The organism is Halomonas getboli (assembly GCF_023094245.1).
GTDB classification, from domain to species: Bacteria; Pseudomonadota; Gammaproteobacteria; order Pseudomonadales; family Halomonadaceae; genus Halomonas; species Halomonas getboli.
Map to the genome: position 1 here is coordinate 79831 of NZ_JALMEW010000009.1, position 19802 is coordinate 99632.

Here is a 19802-nt window from a genome sequence, read left to right on the forward strand (position 1 = left end):
CCTCGTGACGGTGCGCAGAAAGGGGGCTCCGCAAGGAGCCCCCTTCGATCGCTCGATCAGCGAAAAGCTTACTCGACGATCTTGGCCACGACGCCGGCGCCGACGGTACGACCGCCTTCACGAACGGCGAAACGCAGACCTTCGTCCATGGCGACCGGAGCGATCAGGCTGACGACCATCTTGACGTTGTCGCCCGGCATGACCATCTCGACGCCTTCCGGCAGTTCACAGGTACCGGTGATGTCGGTGGTACGGAAGTAGAACTGCGGACGATAGCCCTTGAAGAACGGAGTGTGACGACCACCCTCGTCCTTGGACAGCACGTACACCTCGGCCTCGAACTTGGTGTGCGGGGTGATGGTGCCCGGCTTGGCCAGGACCTGGCCACGCTCGACGTCGTCACGCTTGGTGCCGCGCAGCAGGGCGCCGATGTTCTCGCCGGCACGACCTTCGTCGAGCAGCTTGCGGAACATCTCGACACCGGTGACGGTAGTCTTGGTGGTGTCCTTGATGCCGACGATCTCGACTTCTTCGCCGGACTTGATGATGCCGCGCTCGACACGACCGGTCACAACGGTACCGCGACCGGAGATGGAGAACACGTCCTCGATCGGCATCAGGAACGGCTGGTCGATGGCACGCTCCGGCTCCGGAATGTACGCGTCCAGGGCCTTGATCAGGTTGGCAACGGCGGTGGTACCCATGCCGTTGTCGTCCTTGCCTTCCAGGGCCATCAGGGCGGAACCGGTGATGATCGGGGTGTCGTCACCCGGGAAGTCGTACTCGTTCAGGAGCTCGCGAACTTCCATCTCGACCAGCTCGAGCAGCTCTTCGTCGTCGACCATATCGGCCTTGTTCAGGAACACGACGATGTACGGCACGCCGACCTGACGAGACAGCAGGATGTGCTCGCGAGTCTGCGGCATGGGGCCGTCGGCGGCAGAGCAGACCAGGATAGCGCCGTCCATCTGGGCGGCACCGGTGATCATGTTCTTGACGTAGTCGGCGTGACCCGGGCAGTCGACGTGAGCGTAGTGACGATCTTCGGACTGATACTCGACGTGAGCGGTGGCGATGGTGATGCCGCGCTCACGCTCTTCCGGGGCGTTATCGATGGAGTCGAACGCACGAGCGTCGCCACCGAAAACTTCTGCAGACACGCGAGTCAGGGCCGCAGTCAGCGTGGTCTTGCCGTGGTCGACGTGACCGATGGTGCCGACGTTGACGTGCGGTTTGGAACGTTCGAATTTTTCCTTAGCCACTGCTATGACCTCTTTACGTTAGCTAACGGTTAACCGTTCTGGTTGATGACGGCTTCAACGACGCTGGACGGCGCCTCTTCGTAATCCGCAAACTCCATGGTGTAGCTTGCGCGACCCTGGGTCTGAGAACGGAGGTCGGTTGCGTAACCGAACATCTCAGCCAGCGGAACGGTGGCGCGGATGACCTTGCCGGCGGGCGAGTCATCCATCCCCTGGACCAGACCACGGCGACGGTTCAGGTCGCCCATGACATCCCCCATGAATTCTTCGGGAGTCACGACTTCGACCTTCATCACCGGCTCGAGCAGCACGGCCTTGGCCTTGGGTGCGCCTTCCTTGATCGCCATGGAAGAGGCGACCTTGAACGCGGTCTCGTTAGAGTCCACGTCATGGTAGGAACCGTCGAACAGCGTAACCTTGACGTCAATCATCGGGTAGCCCGCGATGACACCGTTCTGGAGCTGCTCATAGGCCCCTTTCTCGACGGCCGGCACGTATTCCTTCGGAACCACGCCACCGACGATCTCGGACGCGAATTTGAAGTTCATTTCTTCATCTTCGCCCTTGTCCTCGGCCGTCAACGGCTCGATGCGCAGGACGACGTGACCGTACTGACCGCGACCACCGGACTGGCGAACGAACTTGCCTTCCTGCTCGACGCTCTGTCGGATGGTTTCGCGGTAGGCCACCTGCGGCTTGCCGATGTTGGCCTCCACCTTGAACTCGCGACGCATGCGGTCAACGATGATGTCCAGGTGCAGCTCGCCCATGCCGGAGATGATGGTCTGGCCGGTTTCCTCGTCGGTCTTGACCTGGAAGGACGGATCCTCCTGGGCCAGCTTGCCGAGGGCGACGCCCATCTTCTCTTGGTCGGCCTTGGACTTCGGCTCGACGGCCACGGAGATCACCGGATCCGGGAACTCCATGCGCTCCAGCACGATCTTGTCGTTCAGATCGCACAGGGTGTCACCGGTGGTGACGTCCTTCAGGCCGATACAGGCGGCGATGTCGCCGGCCAGAACTTCCTTGATCTCCTCGCGGGAGTTGGAGTGCATCTGCACGATACGGCCGACGCGCTCCTTCTTCTGCTTGACGGAGTTGTAGACGCTGTCGCCTGACTTCAGCACGCCGGAGTAGACGCGGATGAAGGTCAGGGTACCGACGAACGGGTCGGTGGCGATCTTGAACGCCAGAGCGGCGAACGGCGCGCTATCGTCGGCTTCACGAGTCGCGATGGTGCCGTCCTTGTCGTCCAGCTCGCCCTCGATGGCCTTGACCTCGGTCGGAGACGGCATGTACTCGATCACGCCGTCCAGGACCGCCTGCACGCCCTTGTTCTTGAACGCGGAGCCACAGGTGACCAGCACGATCTCGTTGTCGAGGGTACGACGACGCAGGCCGGCCTTGATGTCCTCTGCGGACAGGTCGCCTTCCTCGAGGTACTTCTCCATCAGTTCTTCGGAGGCCTCGGCGGCGGACTCGACCATGTGCTCGCGATACTCTTCGGCCTTGGCCTGGAGCTCGGCGGGAATGTCGACCAGGTCGTAGTTCATCCCGTAGTTGGCTTCATCCCACAGGATGGCCTTCATCTGGATGAGGTCGATCACGCCCTTGAAGTCGTCCTCGGCGCCCCAGTTGATCTGGATCGGCACGACGTTGGCGCCCAGCTTGTCTTTCAGCTGATCGACGACCATGAAGTAGTCGGCACCGGCGCGGTCCATCTTGTTGACGAACACCATGCGCGGAACTTCGTACTTGTTGGCCTGACGCCAGACGGTCTCGGTCTGCGGCTGCACACCGGAAGAACCGCACAGCACGACGACCGCACCGTCGAGCACACGCAGCGAACGCTCGACTTCGATGGTGAAGTCGACGTGTCCGGGGGTGTCGATGATGTTGATGCGGTGCTCATCGAACTGCTTGTTCATGCCCTGCCAGAAGCAGGTGGTCGCCGCGGAGGTGATCGTGATGCCACGCTCCTGCTCCTGCTGCATCCAGTCCATGGTGGCGGCGCCCTCATGGACCTCGCCGACCTTGTGGGACAGACCGGTGTAGAACAGGATACGCTCGGTAGTGGTAGTCTTACCGGCGTCGACGTGGGCCACGATACCGATGTTGCGGTAACGCTTGAGCGGAGTCTTGCGAGCCACGATGTAACTCCCGTTGGTTGGCGGTGCGGTTTAGAAGCGGTAGTGAGAGAAGGCCTTGTTGGCCTCTGCCATGCGATGCACGTCTTCACGCTTCTTGACGGCCGAACCCTTGCCTTCGGCGGCATCCAGCATTTCGCCAGCCAGACGCTGCACCATGGTCTTCTCACCGCGACGACGTGCGGCGTCCACCAGCCAACGCATGGCCAGCGCCTGACGGCGAGACGGACGCACTTCGACCGGCACCTGATAGGTCGCACCGCCAACGCGGCGAGACTTCACCTCGACCATCGGCTGGATGGTTTCCAGCGCCTTGTCGAAGATTTCCAGCGGCTCTTCGTTGGAGCGATCGGCAACCCGGTCCAGCGCACCATAGACGATGCGCTCAGCTACGGACTTCTTGCCGCTGATCATCAGGTGGTTCATGAACTTCGCCAGGCGCTCGGATCCGAACTTGGGATCCGGGAGGATCTCGCGCTTGGCCGCAACTCTTCTTCTAGGCATGATAAGCCCTCTTCCGAAGGGTCCTTCAGGTAAACCCGAGACGACGCTTGGGGCGCTCGACCTTACTCTTATCAGACCGTGTCAATATCGATGTTCTGGTGTGGCCGTAGCCGGTAACGCTGCGCGGAGGCTTAGGCCTTCGGGCGCTTGGTACCGTACTTGGAACGACCCTGCTTACGGTTCTGGACGCCGGAGGTATCCAGAGCACCGCGGACGGTGTGGTAACGGACACCCGGAAGGTCCTTCACTCGGCCGCCACGGATCAGGACCACGGAGTGCTCCTGGAGGTTGTGGCCTTCACCGCCGATGTAGGAAGAGACCTCGAAGCCGTTGGTCAGGCGCACGCGGCAGACCTTACGGAGAGCCGAGTTCGGCTTCTTCGGGGTGGTGGTGTAAACGCGGGTGCAGACGCCGCGCTTCTGCGGGCAGGCCTGCAGCGCAGGCACGTCGCTCTGGGCGGCCTGGCGCTTGCGCGGCTTGCGCACGAGCTGATTGATGGTAGCCATTTATCGCTCCAAATGGGTTGCCTTGGCGGAAGCGAGTAGCCGTTCGCTTCCTGACTTGCGCTCCTTCTACAGCGGCGCGGGCGCACCCGCCCCACTGTTAAAGGCTGCGCATTCTAATGGCTGACGCCATCCACCGTCAAGCGCGGCGCCCCGAGAGGCGCCGCGCCGACGATCGACGTCAGATCTCGTCGTCGTCCGAATCGAGCGCGGTGAGCTGGGCGCCCAGTTCCTGCTCGACGTCGTAGGCCGACGGCTGGAGCACGCGTTCGGCGTCTTCACGCTTGCGGCGGCGCTCCGCGTGATGGGTCAGGCCGGTACCGGCCGGGATCAGACGTCCCACCACCACGTTTTCCTTCAGGCCGCGCAGGTAGTCACGCTTGCCGGTGACCGCCGCCTCGGTCAGCACCCGCGTGGTCTCCTGGAAGGAGGCCGCGGAGATGAACGACTCGGTGGCCAGGCTGGCCTTGGTGATACCCAGCAGCAGACGCTGATACTTGGCCGGGAACTTGTCGCTGGCCTCGAGGGCGGCGTTCTGTTCCAGCACCCGCACCAGCTCGACCTGATCGCCCGGGATGAAGTCGGAATCGCCGGCGTCGGTGATCTCGACCTTGCGCAGCATCTGACGCACGATCACTTCGATGTGCTTGTCGTTGATGCCCACGCCCTGCAGACGATAGACGTCCTGCACCTCGGCGACGATGTACTTGGCCAGTTCGGCGATGCCGAGCAGACGCAGGATATCGTGCGGGTTGCTCGGACCGTCGGAGATCACCTCGCCCTTCTCGACGTTCTCGCCTTCGAACACCGCGATCTGACGCCATTTCGGGATCAGCATCTCGAACGGATCGCCGGCTTCCGGGGTGATCGCCAGACGGCGCTTGCCCTTGGTCTCCTTGCCGAAGCTGACGGTACCGCTGATCTCGGCCAGGATCGCCGGCTCCTTCGGCTTGCGCGCCTCGAACAGATCGGCCACGCGCGGCAGACCACCGGTGATGTCCTTGTTACCGGTCGCTTCCACCGGGATACGGGCCACCACCTCGCCGACGCCGATCTTGGAACCGTCATCGACGGTCACGATCGCGTTGCCGGGCAGCAGATACTGCACCGGGGTGTCGGAGTTGGCCAGGGTCACCGGCTTGCCGGCCTCGTCGGACAGCAGGATCATCGGGCGCTTGTCGCGGCCGGCCATCGGGCGCGCCGCGGACTCGATCACCTCGATGGAGGACAGGCCGGTCATCTCGTCCACACTGCGGTGGATGGTGAGCCCCTCGTCCATGTCCGCGTACTGCACCTTGCCCTCGGCCTCGGCGATGATCGGGTGGGTGTGCGGATCCCACTTGGCCACGGTCTGGCCGGCGTCGACGGTCTCGCCGTCCTTGACGGACAGCTCGGCACCATAGGGCAGCTTGTAGTACTCGCGCTCGCGGCCGTGCTCGTCGGCGACGGCCAGGGCGCTGGAGCGGGAGACCACGACCAGCTTGCCGTCGCCGCGCTCCACGTGCTTGATGTTGTGCAGGCGCACCTTGCCGCCGTGCTTGACCTGAACGCTATCCACCGCGGAGGCACGAGAAGCCGCACCACCGATGTGGAAGGTCCGCATGGTCAGCTGGGTACCCGGCTCACCGATCGACTGGGCGGCGATGACGCCCACGGACTCGCCGACGTTGACCTGGTGGCCACGCGCCAGATCGCGACCGTAGCAGGTCGAGCACACGCCGTGGCTGGTGTCACAGCTGATCGCGGAACGCACCACGATCTCGTCGACGCCCATGGTGTCGAGCTCGGCGCACCAGGCCTCGTCGAGCAGCGTGCCGCGCGGGATCAGCACGTCCTCGCTCTCGGGGTCGATGACGTCCTGGGCGACCACGCGGCCGAGCACGCGCTGGGCCAGCGAGACGATGATGTCGCCGCCTTCGATGACCGGGTGCAGGGTCAGGCCGTTCTCGGTGCCGCAGTCGGCCTCGGTGATGACCATGTCCTGGGCCACGTCGACCAGGCGACGGGTCAGGTAACCGGAGTTGGCGGTCTTCAGGGCGGTATCCGCCAGACCCTTACGCGCGCCGTGGGTCGAGATGAAGTACTGGAGAACGTTCAGGCCTTCACGGAAGTTGGCGACGATCGGGGTCTCGATGATCGAGCCGTCCGGCTTGGCCATCAGGCCACGCATGCCCGCCAGCTGGCGGATCTGGGCGGCGCTACCACGGGCGCCGGAGTCGGCCATGATGAAGACGCTGTTGAAGGAGTCCTGCTCGACCTCGTTACCTTCGCGGTCGATCACGCTCTCCTTGGAGATGCCGGTCATCATCGCCTTGGCGACCTGGTCGTTGGCACGGGCCCAGATGTCGATGACCTTGTTGTACTTCTCGCCCGCGGTCACCAGACCGGAGGAGAACTGGTCCTCGATCTCCTTGACCTCTTCCTCGGCCGCCTCGACGATCTCGGCCTTGGCGTCCGGAATGACGAAGTCGTTGACGCCGATGGAGGCGCCGGACCAGGTGGCCATGCGGAAGCCGGTGTACATCAGCTGGTCGGCGAAGATCACCGCGGGCTTGAGGCCGGCGCAGCGATACACCTCGTTGATCAGCTGGGAGATCGCCTTCTTCTTCATCGGCTGATCGATCAGCTCGAAGGACACGCCCTCGGGCAGGATGCGGAACAGCAGCGCACGACCCACGGTGGTGTCGTAGATCTTGCGGGTCTCGCTCTTCTCGCCGGTCTCCTCGTCCACGACCACCTCGTCGAGGCGAACCTTGACGCGGGCGTGCAGGTCGACGCTCTGGGTACCGAAGGCGCGCTCGACCTCGTTGAGGTCGGAGAACACCATGCCTTCACCCTTGGCATTGATCTTCTCGCGGGTCATGTAATACAGACCCAGCACCACGTCCTGGGACGGCACGATGATCGGCTCGCCGTTGGCCGGTGACAGCACATTGTTGGTGGCCATCATCAGCGCACGGGCTTCGAGCTGCGCCTCCAGGGTCAGCGGCACGTGCACGGCCATCTGGTCGCCGTCGAAGTCGGCGTTGTAGGCGGCACACACCAGCGGGTGCAGCTGGATCGCCTTGCCCTCGATCAGCAGCGGCTCGAAGGCCTGGATGCCGAGACGGTGCAGGGTCGGGGCGCGGTTGAGCAGCACCGGATGCTCGCGGATGACATCGGCGAGGATGTCCCACACTTCCGGTAGCTCGCGCTCGACCATCTTCTTGGCGGCCTTGATGGTGGACGCCTGGCCGCTGGCCTGCAGCTTGGAGTAGATGAACGGCTTGAACAGCTCGAGCGCCATCTTCTTCGGCAGGCCGCACTGGTGCAGACGCAGGGTCGGACCCACGGTGATGACCGAGCGGCCGGAGTAGTCGACACGCTTGCCCAGCAGGTTCTGACGGAAACGACCCTGCTTGCCCTTGATCATGTCGGCCAGCGACTTCAGCGGACGCTTGTTGGAGCCGGTGATGGCCCGGCCGCGACGGCCGTTGTCGAGCAGGGCGTCGACCGCTTCCTGCAACATGCGCTTCTCGTTGCGCACGATGATGTCCGGCGCATTGAGATCGAGCAGCCGCTTGAGGCGGTTGTTGCGGTTGATCACGCGACGGTACAGGTCGTTCAGGTCGGAGGTCGCGAAGCGACCGCCGTCCAGCGGCACCAGCGGACGCAGGTCCGGCGGCAGCACCGGCAGCACTTCCATGACCATCCACGCCGGATCGTTGCCGGAGCCCTGGAAGGCCTCCAGCAGCTTCAGGCGCTTGGACAGCTTCTTGATCTTGGTCTCGGAGTTGGTCTGCGGGATCTCCTCGCGCAGACGCTCGATCTCTTCCTCGAGATCGATGTCCTTGAGCATGGCCTGGACGGCCTCGGCACCCATGCGGGCGTCGAAGTCGTCGCCGAACTCCTCGAGGGCCTCGAAGTACTGCTCGTCGTTGAGCAGCTGGCCGCGCTCGAGGGTGGTCATGCCCGGGTCGACGACCATGAAGCTCTCGAAGTACAGCACGCGCTCGATGTCGCGCAGGGTCATGTCCAGGAACATGCCGATGCGGGACGGCAGCGACTTCAGGAACCAGATGTGCGCGACCGGGCTGGCCAGCTCGATGTGACCCATGCGCTCGCGGCGCACGGCGGCCTTGGTGACCTCCACGCCGCACTTCTCGCAGATGATGCCGCGATGCTTCATCCGCTTGTACTTGCCGCACAGGCACTCGTAATCCTTCACCGGGCCGAAGATCTTGGCGCAGAACAGGCCGTCACGTTCCGGCTTGAAGGTACGATAGTTGATGGTCTCGGGCTTCTTGACCTCGCCGAAGGACCAGCTGCGAATCATGTCCGGCGACGCCAGCGTGATCTTGATCGCGTCGAACTCGTCGGACTGAGACTGCGATTTGAGGACTTTCACCAAATCTTTCATGGGTCGGCTCCGTTGCGGAGTTGTCATGGGCGGGGGCGCGCACGCCCCCGCGGACCGTCATTACTGCGAAGCGCCTAGCGGCAGCCTCAGCTCTCCAGTTCGATATCGATGCCCAGCGAACGGATTTCCTTCACCAGCACGTTGAAGGATTCCGGCATGCCCGCCTGCATGGTGTGGTCGCCATCCACGATGCTCTTGTACATCTTGGTGCGGCCTTCCACGTCATCGGACTTGACGGTGAGCATTTCCTGAAGGGTGTAGGCGGCGCCATAGGCTTCCAGGGCCCAGACCTCCATTTCCCCGAAGCGCTGACCACCGAACTGCGCCTTGCCGCCCAGCGGCTGCTGGGTCACCAGGGAGTAGGAGCCGGTGGAACGCGCGTGCATCTTGTCATCCACCAGGTGGTTGAGCTTCAGCATGTACATGTAACCCACGGTGACCGGGCGATCGAAGGCGTCGCCGGTACGACCGTCGTAGAGGGTCATCTGACCGGAATCCGGCAGGTCGGCCAGGGTCAGCAGGTGCTTGATCTCCTGCTCGCGAGCGCCGTCGAAGACCGGCGTGGCCATCGGCACGCCCGCCTTGAGGTTCTTGGCCAGCGCGATCACCTCGTCGTCGGACAGCGAGTCGAGATCCTCGACCCGAGTGCTCGACTCGGTATTGTAGACCTTGCCCAGGAATTCACGGATCTGCGCCACCTGCTGGTCGCGGGCGTCGCGCAGCATGTGCTCGATCTTCACCCCGAGGCCGCGCGCGGCCATGCCCAGGTGGGTCTCGAGGATCTGACCGACGTTCATCCGCGACGGCACACCCAGCGGGTTCAGCACCACGTCGATCGGCTCGCCGTTGTCGTCGAACGGCATGTCCTCGATCGGCATGATCGCCGAGATGACACCCTTGTTACCGTGACGGCCGGCCATCTTGTCGCCCGGCTGCAGGCGACGCTTGATGGCGAGGTAGACCTTGACGATCTTCAGCACGCCCGGCGCGAGGTCGTCGCCCTGGGTGAGCTTGCGCTTCTTGTCCTCGAAGCGCTCGTCCATCTCCTTGCGACGGGTCTCCAGCTGCTCGTCGGCCTGGGCCAGCAGCTCGTTGAGGCTCTCGTCCTGCATGCGCAGCTTGAACCACTGCTGACGCGGCAGCTCCTCAAGGTACTCGTCGCTGAGCACGTCGCCCTTCTTGAGCTTGGGCCCGCCGTTGACCGGTTGGCCGGCCAGGGTGCGCTGCAGGCGCTCGAAGGTCGCGTCCTCGGCGATGCGGTAGGTCTCCTGGAGATCCTTGCGCACCTCGTCGAGCTGCTGCTGCTCGATGGAGAGCGCGCGGGAGTCCTTCTCCACGCCGTCGCGGGTGAACACCTGCACGTCGATGACGGTGCCCTTCATGCCGGTCGGGGCACGCAGGGAGGTGTCCTTCACGTCGGACGCCTTCTCGCCGAAGATCGCACGCAGCAGCTTCTCCTCCGGCGTCAGCTGGGTCTCGCCCTTGGGCGTGACCTTGCCGACCAGGATGTCGCCCGCGCCGACCTCGGCACCGATGTAGACGACGCCGGCCTCATCCAGCTTGCCGAGCGCGGACTCGCCGACGTTCGGAATATCGGAGGTGATCTCCTCGGCGCCCAGCTTGGTGTCGCGGGAGACGCAGGTCAGCTCCTGGATGTGGATGGTGGTGAAACGGTCTTCCTGGACGGCCCGCTCGGAGAGCAGGATGGAGTCCTCGAAGTTGTAGCCGTTCCACGGCATGAAGGCGATGCGCATGTTCTGGCCCAGGGCCAGGTCGCCCATGTCGACGGACGGGCCGTCGGCCAGGATGTCGCCACCCGCCACGCGGTCACCGGGGCGCACGATCGGGCGCTGGTTCTGGCAGGTGTTCTGGTTCGAGCGCAGATACTTGGTCAGGTTGTAGATATCGACGCCGGCTTCGCCGCCGATGATCTCGTCCTCGTTGACCCGCACCACGATGCGCTTGGCATCGACGGAGTCGATCACGCCGCCGCGACGCGCCACGGCACAGACGCCGGAGTCACGGGCCACGAAACGCTCCATGCCGGTACCGACCAGCGGCTTCTCGGCGCGCAGGGTCGGCACGGCCTGACGCTGCATGTTCGCCCCCATCAGGGCGCGGTTGGCGTCATCGTGCTCGAGGAACGGGATCAGGGCCGCGGCGACGGACACCACCTGACGCGGCGAGACGTCCATCAGGGTGACCTGCTCGGGGCGCATGAAGGTGGTCTCGCCGCGGTGACGGACCTGCACCAGGTCGTCGACCAGCTTGCCGCCTTCGTCCACGGTGGCCGAGGCCTGGGCGATGACGAAGTCGCCCTCCTCGATCGCGGAGAGATGCACCACGTCGTCGGTCACCTGGCCGTCCACGACCTTGCGGTACGGCGTCTCGAGGAAGCCGTAGCTGTTGGTGTGGCTGTAGGTGGCCAGCGAGTTGATCAGGCCGATGTTCGGACCTTCCGGGGTCTCGATCGGGCACAGGCGGCCGTAGTGGGTGGCGTGAACGTCACGCACCTCGAAGCCGGCACGCTCGCGGGTCAGGCCGCCCGGGCCGAGGGCGGAGACGCGGCGCTTGTGCGTCACCTCGGACAGCGGGTTGTTCTGGTCCATGAACTGCGACAGCTGGGAGGAGCCGAAGAACTCCTTCACCGCCGCGGCCACCGGCTTGGCGTTGATCAGATCCTGCGGCATCAGGCCTTCGCTCTCCGCCATGGAGAGACGCTCCTTGACCGCACGCTCGACGCGCACCAGACCCACACGGAACTGGTTCTCGGCCATCTCACCGACGCAACGGATGCGGCGGTTGCCCAGGTGGTCGATGTCGTCGACGTCGCCGAAGCCGTTACGGATGTTGATCAGCTCGCCGAGCACGTCGAGGATGTCGCGCTGATCGAGGACGCCGGCGCCCTCGTCCTGCTCGCGACGCAGGCGACGGTTGAACTTCATGCGACCGACGCCGGACAGGTCGTAGCGGTCTTCGGTGAAGAACAGGTTGTTGAACAGCGTCTCGGCGGCTTCCTTGGTGGGCGGCTCGCCGGGGCGCATCATGCGGTAGATCTCGACCAGCGCCTCGAGCTGGGAACCGGTGGTATCCAGCCTGAGGGTGTCGGAGACGAACGGGCCGCAGTCCAGATCGTTGGTGTACAGCGTTTCCAGACGCGTCAGGCCGGCCTGACCCACGGCCTCCAGCACTTCCGGGGTGATCGCGGTGTTGCAGGCGCAGATCAGCTCGCCGGTGTTCGGATCGATCTGATCCTTGGCCAGGACCTTGCCGAACAGGTAGTCCATCGGCACTTCGAGACGCTCGAGGCCGGCCTTCTCCAGCTGGCGGATGTGCTTCTGGGTGACGCGACGACCTTCCTCGACGATGACGTTGCCGTCACCATCCTTGATGTCGAAGGTCGCGGTCTCGCCGCGCAGCCGCGACGGCACCAGCTCCACGGAAAAGCCGCGCTTCTCGATGTGGAAGGTGCTGGTATCGAAGAACTCGTCGAGGATCTCCTCGGCGCTCATGCCCAGCGCGCGCAGCAGCACCGTGGCCGGCAGCTTGCGGCGACGGTCGATGCGAACGAAGACGTTGTCCTTGGGATCGAACTCGAAGTCCAGCCAGGAACCGCGGTAGGGAATCACCCGGGCGGAATACAGGAGCTTGCCGGAGGAGTGGCTCTTGCCCTTGTCGTGATCGAAGAACACGCCCGGGGAGCGGTGCAGCTGGGAAACGATGACGCGCTCGGTACCGTTCACCACGAAGGTGCCGTTCTCGGTCATCAGGGGGATTTCCCCCATGTAGACTTCCTGCTCCTTGATGTCCTTGATCGCCTTGTTCGACGAATCCTTGTCGTAGATGATCAGACGGACCTTGACGCGCAGGGGAGCCGAATAGGTGACGCCACGCAGCTGGCACTCCTTGACGTCGAAGGCCGGAGTCCCGAAACGGTAGCTGACATATTCCAGCGCAGCATTGCCGGAGAAGCTCTCGATCGGAAAGACCGACCGGAAGGCGGCATGCAGGCCGAGGTCGAGGCGTTCCTCGGGTGAGCGATCCTGCTGGAGAAAGTCGTAATAGGAATCAAGCTGGATGGCCAGCAGGTAAGGCACATCCATCACTTGGGGCAGTTTGCCGAAATCCTTGCGGATGCGTTTTTTCTCAGTGTATGAGTAAGCCATCTGTATTCCCCAGCTTGTTCACCATGGGTGACCGATGCGTGTCGGCGCCACCCGACGGACGCGGCTCCGTCAGGCGCTGACGGCAAGCCCCCGGAGGGAGGCTCGCCGTCGGAATTCGGCTGGCGGAGGCCCGGAGGGCGTACCGCCTAGCGACAACAGAAAAAGGCCGGCAGCGGGTGTCCCGCCACCAGCCATGGAAGCTTACGCAGCGCGTGAAGCCGTGGGCACAAGGATTACTTGAGCTCCACGCTCGCGCCGGCTTCTTCCAGCTTGGTCTTGGCTTCTTCGGCATCTTCCTTGGACATGCCTTCCTTCAGGGTAGCCGGTGCGCCGTCGACGGCACCCTTGGCTTCCTTCAGGCCCAGACCGGTGATCTCGCGGACGGCCTTGATCACGTTGACCTTCTTGTCGCCGGCAGCGGTCAGGACCAGGTCGAACTCGGTCTGCTCTTCGGCGGCAGCGGCTTCACCGCCACCCGGGCCAGCGACGACGGCAGCCGCGGCGGTCACGCCGAACTTCTCTTCCATCGCTTCGATCAGCTCGGCGACTTCCATCACGGACATGTCGGCGACGGCGTTGATGATGTCTTCTTTGGTCAGTGCCATTTTCACGTTCCTAACTTTGCGGGAGCCTCGGCGGACCGATGACTCGGTGATTCAATATTCGATTCGCGAGAGGAGGTCGAGTTCGCCGTTCAGGCGGCCTCGCCTTCCTTCTGGTCACGCAGCGCGGCGAGAGTACGAACCAGCTTGCCGGCAGAAGCCTCCTTCATGACGGACATCAGTTTCGCGATGGCCTCGTCATAAGTCGGCAGGGTTGCCAGGCGGTCGAGATCGCTCGCCGGGATGAACTCGCCTTCGTATGCCAGCGCCTTGACTTCGAAGTCTTCTTCGGTCTTGCCGAACTCCTTGAACAGACGGGCGGCAGCGCCCGGGTGCTCGGTGGAGAAGGCCAGCAGAGTCGGACCCACGAAAGACTCGTTCAGGCACTCCCACTGGGTGCCTTCGAGGGCGCGGCGTGCCAGGGTGTTGCGGACAACACGGATCTGCACGCCATTCTCGCGGGCCTGCTTGCGCAGGTCGGTCATCTTGCTGACCGAGACGCCACGAGAGTCGGCAACGACGACGGAGAGAGCATCCTTGGCCGCTTCACTGACCTCGGCAACAATGGCCTTCTTGCCTTCGAGTGCTAGTGGCACGGTGATCACTCCTTCGTGCCGGAATCTCCGCAGAGAGTTCCGGTGGTTACCATCTCCCCCGGCGGGCCGGAAGGCCGCTTGCCGGGGGTCCTGGGTGATGGTGCTCACCAGAAATCTGGCGGCCACACCATCTGCGCAGGCGGCCCCGAGGGACGATTAAGCCGCCTCGGCAACGAGGCGGCGCCTGCGGTCTTTGACGGTGCCCCGCCGGCGTTGAAACCGCGCACGGGGACCGCAAAGTTCTTGCTCGGTGTCGAGCGAGGCGTTACACGAACGCCGCGTGGTCGACGGTCAGCCCCGGGCCCATGGTGGTGGACAGGCTGATCTTCTTGAAATACACGCCCTTGGAAGTGCTCGGCTTGAGCTTCTTCAGGTCGGCGATCAGGGCTTCGAGGTTGCCGCGGATCGCGTCAGCGTCGAAGTCGACCTTGCCGAGGGTGGCGTGGATGATGCCGTTCTTGTCGGTACGGAAACGCACCTGACCGGCCTTGGCGTTCTTGACGGCGGTGGCCACGTCCGGGGTCACGGTGCCGACCTTCGGGTTCGGCATCAGGCCGCGCGGACCGAGGATCTGACCCAGCTGGCCGACGACGCGCATGGCGTCCGGCGAGGCGATGACCACGTCGAAGTCGAGCTGACCTTTCTTGACCTGCTCGGCCAGGTCGTCCATGCCGACGATGTCGGCACCGGCTTCCTTGGCGGCTTCCTCGTTGGCACCCTGGGTGAAGACGGCTACGCGCACGTCCTTGCCGGTACCGTTCGGCATGACGGTGGCGCCACGCACGACCTGGTCGGATTTACGCGGATCGACGCCCAGATTGACGGCGACGTCCAGCGACTCCTTGAACTTGACGGTGGACAGCTCGGAGAGCAGGGCCACGGCCTCATCGAGGGAGTACGCCTTGTTCGGGTCGACCTTCTCGCGAATCTGCTGAGCGCGCTTGGTAAGCTTAGCCATGATCAGAGGCCCTCCACGTTGAGGCCCATGCTGCGGGCACTACCGGCAATGGTACGCACCGCGGCGTCGAGATCGGCAGCGGTCAGATCCGGCTCCTTGGCCTGAGCGATCTCTTCGAGCTGCGCACGGGTCACGGTACCGACCTTGTTCTTGTTCGGCTCACCAGAGCCGGACTTGATGCCAGCGGCCTTCTTCAGCAGGACGGCGGCGGGCGGCGTCTTGGTGACGAAGGTGAAGCTGCGGTCGGAGTAGACGGTGATGACCACGGGAGTCGGCAGACCCGGCTCGATGTTCTGGGTCTCGGCGTTGAACGCCTTGCAGAACTCCATGATGTTCACACCGTGCTGACCCAGCGCGGGGCCCACGGGGGGGCTCGGGTTGGCCTTACCGGCTGCAACCTGCAGCTTGATGTAAGCCTGTACTTTCTTGGCCATGATTTACTCCAGATGGGTGATAGCGCCTTGCGGCTCCCCGGTTAAGACGGCCGCTCTCGGCGGCCGTCATGAAAAATCGTCTGACGCGAAACTCTATTCCTTCTCGACCTGGGAGAACTCCAGCTCGACCGGCGTGGCGCGACCGAAGATCAGCACGCTGACCTGCAGACGGCTCTTGTCGTAGTTGACTTCCTCGACCACGCCGTTGAAGTCGGCGAACGGGCCGTCGATGACGCGCACGGACTGCCCCGGCTCGAACATCGTCTTGGGGCGCGGCTTGTCGGTGCCATCCTTGACCCGGCTCAGGATGGCATCGGCCTCCCGCTGGGTGATCGGCGCCGGCTTTTCCTTGGTGCCGCCGATAAACCCCATGACGCGCGGGGTCTCGTTGACCAGATGCCAGGTCTCGTCATCCATTTCCATCTCGACAAGCACGTAGCCGGGATAGAACTTGCGCTCGCTCTTGCGGCGCTTGCCGTCACGCATCTCGACGACTTCTTCGGTCGGCACCAGGATTTCGCCAAAGCGATCCTCCATGCCATACATCTTCACACGCTCGATAAGCGAGCGCATGACATGCTTCTCGAAGCCGGAGTAGGCGTGAACGACGTACCAACGCTTGGACATGAAGACTCCTAACCGATGACGCTGGACATGGCCCAGCCAAGAAGGGTGTCGATGAGCCACAGGACCAGGCCCACGACCAGCACGGCCACCAGCACGATGGCGGTGGTCTGAACGGTCTCCTGACGAGACGGCCAGACGACGCGCTGAATTTCCTTCTTGGCGCTGCGAGCCAGCTCTAGCAGCTCACGCCCCTTGGTGGTGGTCAGCGCCACCAGCGCCGCCGCCACGCTCAGGACGACGACACCAAGCACACGATACAGCAGCGCCTGGTCGGCAAAGTAAGTATTACCAACCACGGCAAGAACCAGCAGAGTGACGACAACCGCCCACTTGAGCCCGTCGTGGCGCGTCTCCTGCACCTCGGCGTTATGTTTCATGAAAACGAGACTCCTCAAGGTGCGGCAATCGAAACATGAAAGATACAAGAAATCCTACCAGCCTGGGGAAGACTGGCAGGCCAGGAGGGAATCGAACCCCCAACCTGCGGTTTTGGAGACCGCTGCTCTGCCAATTGAGCTACTGGCCTGTTGCTTCCGCGACCACCCTTTGCGGGAGGCCTCAGCGACAGCGGGCGCCATCATAGCGAATGCCGCCCTGCCTGACAACCCCTCGCCGACCCTTGACTACGCCGACTCGGGAAAGAGAAAAGGCGAGCCTTGGCTCGCCTTTTCAATGTGGAGCTCATGGACGGATTTGAACCGTCGACCTCACCCTTACCAAGGGTGTGCTCTACCCCTGAGCTACATGAGCAAAACCTAGCTTGGAGCGGGCAGCGGGGATCGAACCCGCATCATCAGCTTGGAAGGCTGAGGTTCTACCATTGAACTATGCCCGCCTGCCCGCTCTTGCTGCCACCACCTGCCTAGACAAGTGCGGCCAAACCTGGTGGAGGGGGAAGGATTCGAACCTTCGAAGCTTTCGCGGCAGATTTACAGTCTGCTCCCTTTGGCCACTCGGGAACCCCTCCAACTGGCGGAGCATTTTACCGCCCCTGTTCTTGGTGTCAAGTGATTGTTTTATCAATCTTCTCGACGCAGACGCAACGGCCTCGGCACGCCTGCTCCCCTAGAACGCGACGCATTGTGTCAAAGCAGCATGGAGAACGCAAGCCCTGCACGAATCTTTTCCAGCGGTACTCGGCGCGGCACCAGCGGGGCCCCAGACATCCGCCCGGCGCGCTCAGCGGCCGTCAGCGGAAAGCAGGCCTCGAGGCCGCCATAGACCATGTCCGGCCAGACCGCATGGGGTACCTGTACGCCCCGCGACACCACCCGCGCATCCCCACCGGTCAGCAACAGCGGCAGCGACACGCCCTCGCGATCACACACCTCGCTGTAGATGCGATTCACCGCACTCACCGCCGCCATGTAGATCCCGTGATTGACGGCCTCCACCGTTCGCGTCCCGGGTACCAGGAGCGCATCGGCCTCGCTGTCCGGGTCGATCGACACGTTTCGGGTGCCGAGCTTGAGGCTTTCCTTCATCAGCCTCAGCCCCGGCAGGATGTAGCCGCCCAAGTGACGCCCTCCCGGCAGCACGAAATCCACCGTGATGGCGCTGCCGCAGTCGACCGAGCAACAGCCGCCGGCCAGCTGATAGCCCGCCAGCACGCCCAGCCAGCGGTCCACCCCCAGCTTGCCGGGCTCCCGATAGCCGTTGCTGACACCCAGCGCCTCGGGCTCGGAACGCGCCACATGCACGTTGCTCACCCGCTTCTGCAGCAGCGACACGGTCTGGGCCAGCACCGCCTTGCGCGCCACGCTGGAGATTCTCACCGCCTCCACGACGTCCAGGTCGGGAATATCGGCCCCGGGGCGCCACTCCTCGCGGGTCCAAACCGCCCCGCGCGAGCGAATCTCGCTGCTCTCGGCATCCTTCAACCGCCACTTGGACAGGGTGTTGCCGATGTCCAGGTCCAGGATCATTAACGCCCCCGCACGCTGATCTCGCCCCCGGCGAGACGCTCGCGTCCGCCCTCCCCTTGCACCCAGAGGTTGCCCGCGGCATCGACGCCCTCGGCGATCGCCGGCTCGCGACGCTCGCCGCGGATGATATCCACCTCACGGCCGGCGAAGGCGTGCCTGGCGTTCCAAGCCTCCTGCCAGGCACCAAACCCCTGGCACTCGAAGTTCGCCAGCAGCGGCATCAGATCGCTGAGAAGCTCCACGGCCAGCTGATTGCGCGACAGTCCAGGGGCCTGATCGCGCACCGCGGCCACCGGCTGCTCGATGCCAGCCCGGAAGTCCCTGGGCAGATCGACGTTGATACCCATGCCGACCACCAGTTCGCAGGGCCCCGCAGCATCCCCGCTGACCTCGACCAGGATGCCCGCCAGCTTGCCCAGCTCGCCCGAGGCCGTCTCCAGCAGCACGTCATTGGGCCACTTGAGTCGAGGGCTAACGCCGTGGCGCTCCAGGACTCGCGCAAGGACGACGCCGACGGCCAGGCTGAGCCCCTCGAGGGCCGCCACGCCGGACTCCACCCGCCAACCGATCGAGAACATCAGGGTCCGCCCCCAGGGCGTTACCCAGGTCCGCCCCCGACGCCCCTTGCCGGCACTCTGCTGTTCCACCAGGCAGATCTCACCGTGCCCCGCGCCCTGCCCGAATCGCTCGCGCAGAAACGAGTTGCTCGACGGCAGCGTCTCCTCGACGAACAGGCGGCTCACATACTGGCGCACCTCGCGCGAGAGACCGGCCACAATGGTGGCGCCATCGAGCAGCTCCAGCGGCTCGGCCAGGCGATAGCCCTGCCCCTTCACCGCCTCCATGGGGATTCCTAAAGACTCCAGCTTGCGCAGCTGCTTCCAGACCGCGGCACGGGACACCCCCAGCCGCTCGCCAAGCTGCTCGCCGGAATGGAATTCGCCATCACTCAACAGGCGGATCAGGTCACCAATGGTCATGCACGCGCCCCTGCCGGGAAAAAGGGCCATTCTAGCGGAACTGTCTCCGCGCCGGAAATCCAGACGCCACGACCTTGGCAGTGCCCACAACGCAAAAAGGCCGGGCAACGGCCCGGCCTTTTTTGCGTCATGCGCGTGGGAGAGACGAACCTAGTAGTTCGAATCGGCCTCGTCGGCGGCATCTTCGACGCTATCACCCATTTCCTCGACCGACTCCCCCGCCTGATCCACGGCCTCGTCGATGTTCTCACCGGCCTGCTCCGCCGGGCCCTCGTCTTCACAGGCCGCCAGGCCAAGGGCGGTCATGCCGATAAAGCCGGCGATGGCGAGCTTGCGCAGAATCTGCTGGGTCATCATGGAACTCTCCTCCTGAGATATTCGCCTTCCGATTGCGTGCCCCACCAGCCTAGCCGCCCTGAAAGTGCTCGACCAGCATCGATGTTCAGATCGCTAGGGTTCTTTGTCGCCTTGTGGAGACAAGGCGCGATGCGAGGGGCGAGGGGCGAGGGGCGAGGGGCGAGGGGCGAGGGGCGAGGTTCAGTGTCCCTTCACGCGAGGCCTGGTCGTCGCCAGCGTTTCTCGCCCCAATGAGAAAAGCCCCGACCTCTGATGAGGCCGGGGCTTTTCCGGGATAAGTGCCTGACGATGACCTACTCTCACATGGGAACTCCCACACTACCATCGGCGCTGAGCGGTTTC

At 64.0% G+C, this 19802-nt stretch carries 15 protein-coding genes and 4 tRNA genes; all 19 read right to left on the bottom strand.

What is annotated here, in order from left to right:
- Window positions 1–68: 68 nt before the first annotated feature.
- Window positions 69–1262, bottom strand: a complete 1194-nt coding sequence (tuf, locus tag MYL53_RS15940; protein ID WP_247854935.1) for an elongation factor Tu — start codon at window positions 1260–1262, stop codon at window positions 69–71.
- 29 nt (window positions 1263–1291) lie between these two features.
- Entirely contained in the window at window positions 1292–3412 is a 2121-nt protein-coding gene (gene fusA, locus MYL53_RS15945; RefSeq protein WP_247854936.1) for an elongation factor G, read from the bottom strand.
- Window positions 3413–3442: 30 nt separating this feature from the next.
- Window positions 3443–3913 carry a 30S ribosomal protein S7 gene (rpsG, locus tag MYL53_RS15950; RefSeq protein WP_016856423.1) on the bottom strand — a complete coding sequence of 157 codons (471 nt, stop codon included), beginning with the start codon at window positions 3911–3913 and terminating at the stop codon, window positions 3443–3445.
- 131 nt (window positions 3914–4044) lie between these two features.
- On the bottom strand, window positions 4045–4419 hold the full coding sequence (rpsL, locus tag MYL53_RS15955) for a 30S ribosomal protein S12 (protein WP_247854937.1): 375 nt from the start codon (window positions 4417–4419) through the stop codon (window positions 4045–4047).
- A 178-nt stretch (window positions 4420–4597) separates the two neighbouring features.
- On the bottom strand, window positions 4598–8815 hold the full coding sequence (gene rpoC, locus MYL53_RS15960; RefSeq protein ID WP_247854939.1) for a DNA-directed RNA polymerase subunit beta': 4218 nt from the start codon (window positions 8813–8815) through the stop codon (window positions 4598–4600).
- Window positions 8816–8901: 86 nt separating this feature from the next.
- Window positions 8902–12981, bottom strand: a complete 4080-nt coding sequence (gene rpoB / locus MYL53_RS15965) for a DNA-directed RNA polymerase subunit beta (RefSeq protein WP_247854942.1) — start codon at window positions 12979–12981, stop codon at window positions 8902–8904.
- 233 nt (window positions 12982–13214) lie between these two features.
- Window positions 13215–13586: a 50S ribosomal protein L7/L12 gene (rplL, locus tag MYL53_RS15970; protein WP_247854945.1), complete on the bottom strand. Its 372-nt coding sequence runs from the start codon at window positions 13584–13586 to the stop codon at window positions 13215–13217.
- 89 nt (window positions 13587–13675) lie between these two features.
- Window positions 13676–14179, bottom strand: a complete 504-nt coding sequence (rplJ, locus tag MYL53_RS15975) for a 50S ribosomal protein L10 (RefSeq protein ID WP_247854947.1) — start codon at window positions 14177–14179, stop codon at window positions 13676–13678.
- 265 nt (window positions 14180–14444) lie between these two features.
- A complete protein-coding gene (rplA, locus tag MYL53_RS15980) occupies window positions 14445–15137 on the bottom strand; it encodes a 50S ribosomal protein L1 (RefSeq protein ID WP_247854949.1) in 693 nt (230 codons plus the stop codon).
- Between the two features lie 2 nt (window positions 15138–15139).
- Complete coding sequence (gene rplK / locus MYL53_RS15985) at window positions 15140–15571, bottom strand: 50S ribosomal protein L11 (protein WP_247854951.1); 432 nt, start codon at window positions 15569–15571, stop codon at window positions 15140–15142.
- A 93-nt stretch (window positions 15572–15664) separates the two neighbouring features.
- Window positions 15665–16198, bottom strand: coding sequence for a transcription termination/antitermination protein NusG (gene nusG, locus MYL53_RS15990; RefSeq protein ID WP_016856431.1), 534 nt, complete (start codon window positions 16196–16198; stop codon window positions 15665–15667).
- An 8-nt stretch (window positions 16199–16206) separates the two neighbouring features.
- A complete protein-coding gene (secE, locus tag MYL53_RS15995; RefSeq protein ID WP_247854953.1) occupies window positions 16207–16575 on the bottom strand; it encodes a preprotein translocase subunit SecE in 369 nt (122 codons plus the stop codon).
- A 73-nt stretch (window positions 16576–16648) separates the two neighbouring features.
- A tRNA-Trp gene (locus MYL53_RS16000) sits at window positions 16649–16724 on the bottom strand.
- 149 nt (window positions 16725–16873) lie between these two features.
- A tRNA-Thr gene (locus MYL53_RS16005) sits at window positions 16874–16948 on the bottom strand.
- Between the two features lie 11 nt (window positions 16949–16959).
- Window positions 16960–17033 (bottom strand) — tRNA-Gly (locus MYL53_RS16010).
- A gap of 48 nt (window positions 17034–17081) precedes the next feature.
- Window positions 17082–17165, bottom strand: a tRNA-Tyr gene (locus MYL53_RS16015).
- A 118-nt stretch (window positions 17166–17283) separates the two neighbouring features.
- Window positions 17284–18123 carry a type III pantothenate kinase gene (locus tag MYL53_RS16020; protein WP_247854954.1) on the bottom strand — a complete coding sequence of 280 codons (840 nt, stop codon included), beginning with the start codon at window positions 18121–18123 and terminating at the stop codon, window positions 17284–17286.
- The gene (locus tag MYL53_RS16025; RefSeq protein ID WP_247854957.1) at window positions 18123–19103 is read right to left on the bottom strand and encodes a biotin--[acetyl-CoA-carboxylase] ligase; all 981 of its coding nucleotides are present in this window, start codon (window positions 19101–19103) and stop codon (window positions 18123–18125) included. The genes MYL53_RS16020 and MYL53_RS16025 overlap by 1 nt, the downstream gene beginning before the upstream one ends.
- Before the next feature lie 150 nt (window positions 19104–19253).
- Entirely contained in the window at window positions 19254–19460 is a 207-nt protein-coding gene (locus MYL53_RS16030) for a hypothetical protein (RefSeq protein ID WP_345740390.1), read from the bottom strand.
- Window positions 19461–19802: the final 342 nt, after the last annotated feature.

What these genes read in the sequence shown, in the direction of transcription:
- rpsG (WP_016856423.1), bottom strand. Translation starts at nt 3,913, where the DNA reads ATGCCTAGAAGAAGAGTTGCGGCCAAGCGCGAGATCCTCCCGGATCCC.
- rpsL (WP_247854937.1), bottom strand. Translation starts at nt 4,419, where the DNA reads ATGGCTACCATCAATCAGCTCGTGCGCAAGCCGCGCAAGCGCCAGGCC.
- rpoC (WP_247854939.1), bottom strand. Translation starts at nt 8,815, where the DNA reads ATGAAAGATTTGGTGAAAGTCCTCAAATCGCAGTCTCAGTCCGACGAG.
- rpoB (WP_247854942.1), bottom strand. Translation starts at nt 12,981, where the DNA reads ATGGCTTACTCATACACTGAGAAAAAACGCATCCGCAAGGATTTCGGC.
- rplL (WP_247854945.1), bottom strand. Translation starts at nt 13,586, where the DNA reads ATGGCACTGACCAAAGAAGACATCATCAACGCCGTCGCCGACATGTCC.
- rplA (WP_247854949.1), bottom strand. Translation starts at nt 15,137, where the DNA reads ATGGCTAAGCTTACCAAGCGCGCTCAGCAGATTCGCGAGAAGGTCGAC.
- rplK (WP_247854951.1), bottom strand. Translation starts at nt 15,571, where the DNA reads ATGGCCAAGAAAGTACAGGCTTACATCAAGCTGCAGGTTGCAGCCGGT.
- nusG (WP_016856431.1), bottom strand. Translation starts at nt 16,198, where the DNA reads ATGTCCAAGCGTTGGTACGTCGTTCACGCCTACTCCGGCTTCGAGAAG.
- secE (WP_247854953.1), bottom strand. Translation starts at nt 16,575, where the DNA reads ATGAAACATAACGCCGAGGTGCAGGAGACGCGCCACGACGGGCTCAAG.
- MYL53_RS16020 (WP_247854954.1), bottom strand. Translation starts at nt 18,123, where the DNA reads ATGATCCTGGACCTGGACATCGGCAACACCCTGTCCAAGTGGCGGTTG.
- MYL53_RS16025 (WP_247854957.1), bottom strand. Translation starts at nt 19,103, where the DNA reads ATGACCATTGGTGACCTGATCCGCCTGTTGAGTGATGGCGAATTCCAT.
- MYL53_RS16030 (WP_345740390.1), bottom strand. Translation starts at nt 19,460, where the DNA reads ATGATGACCCAGCAGATTCTGCGCAAGCTCGCCATCGCCGGCTTTATC.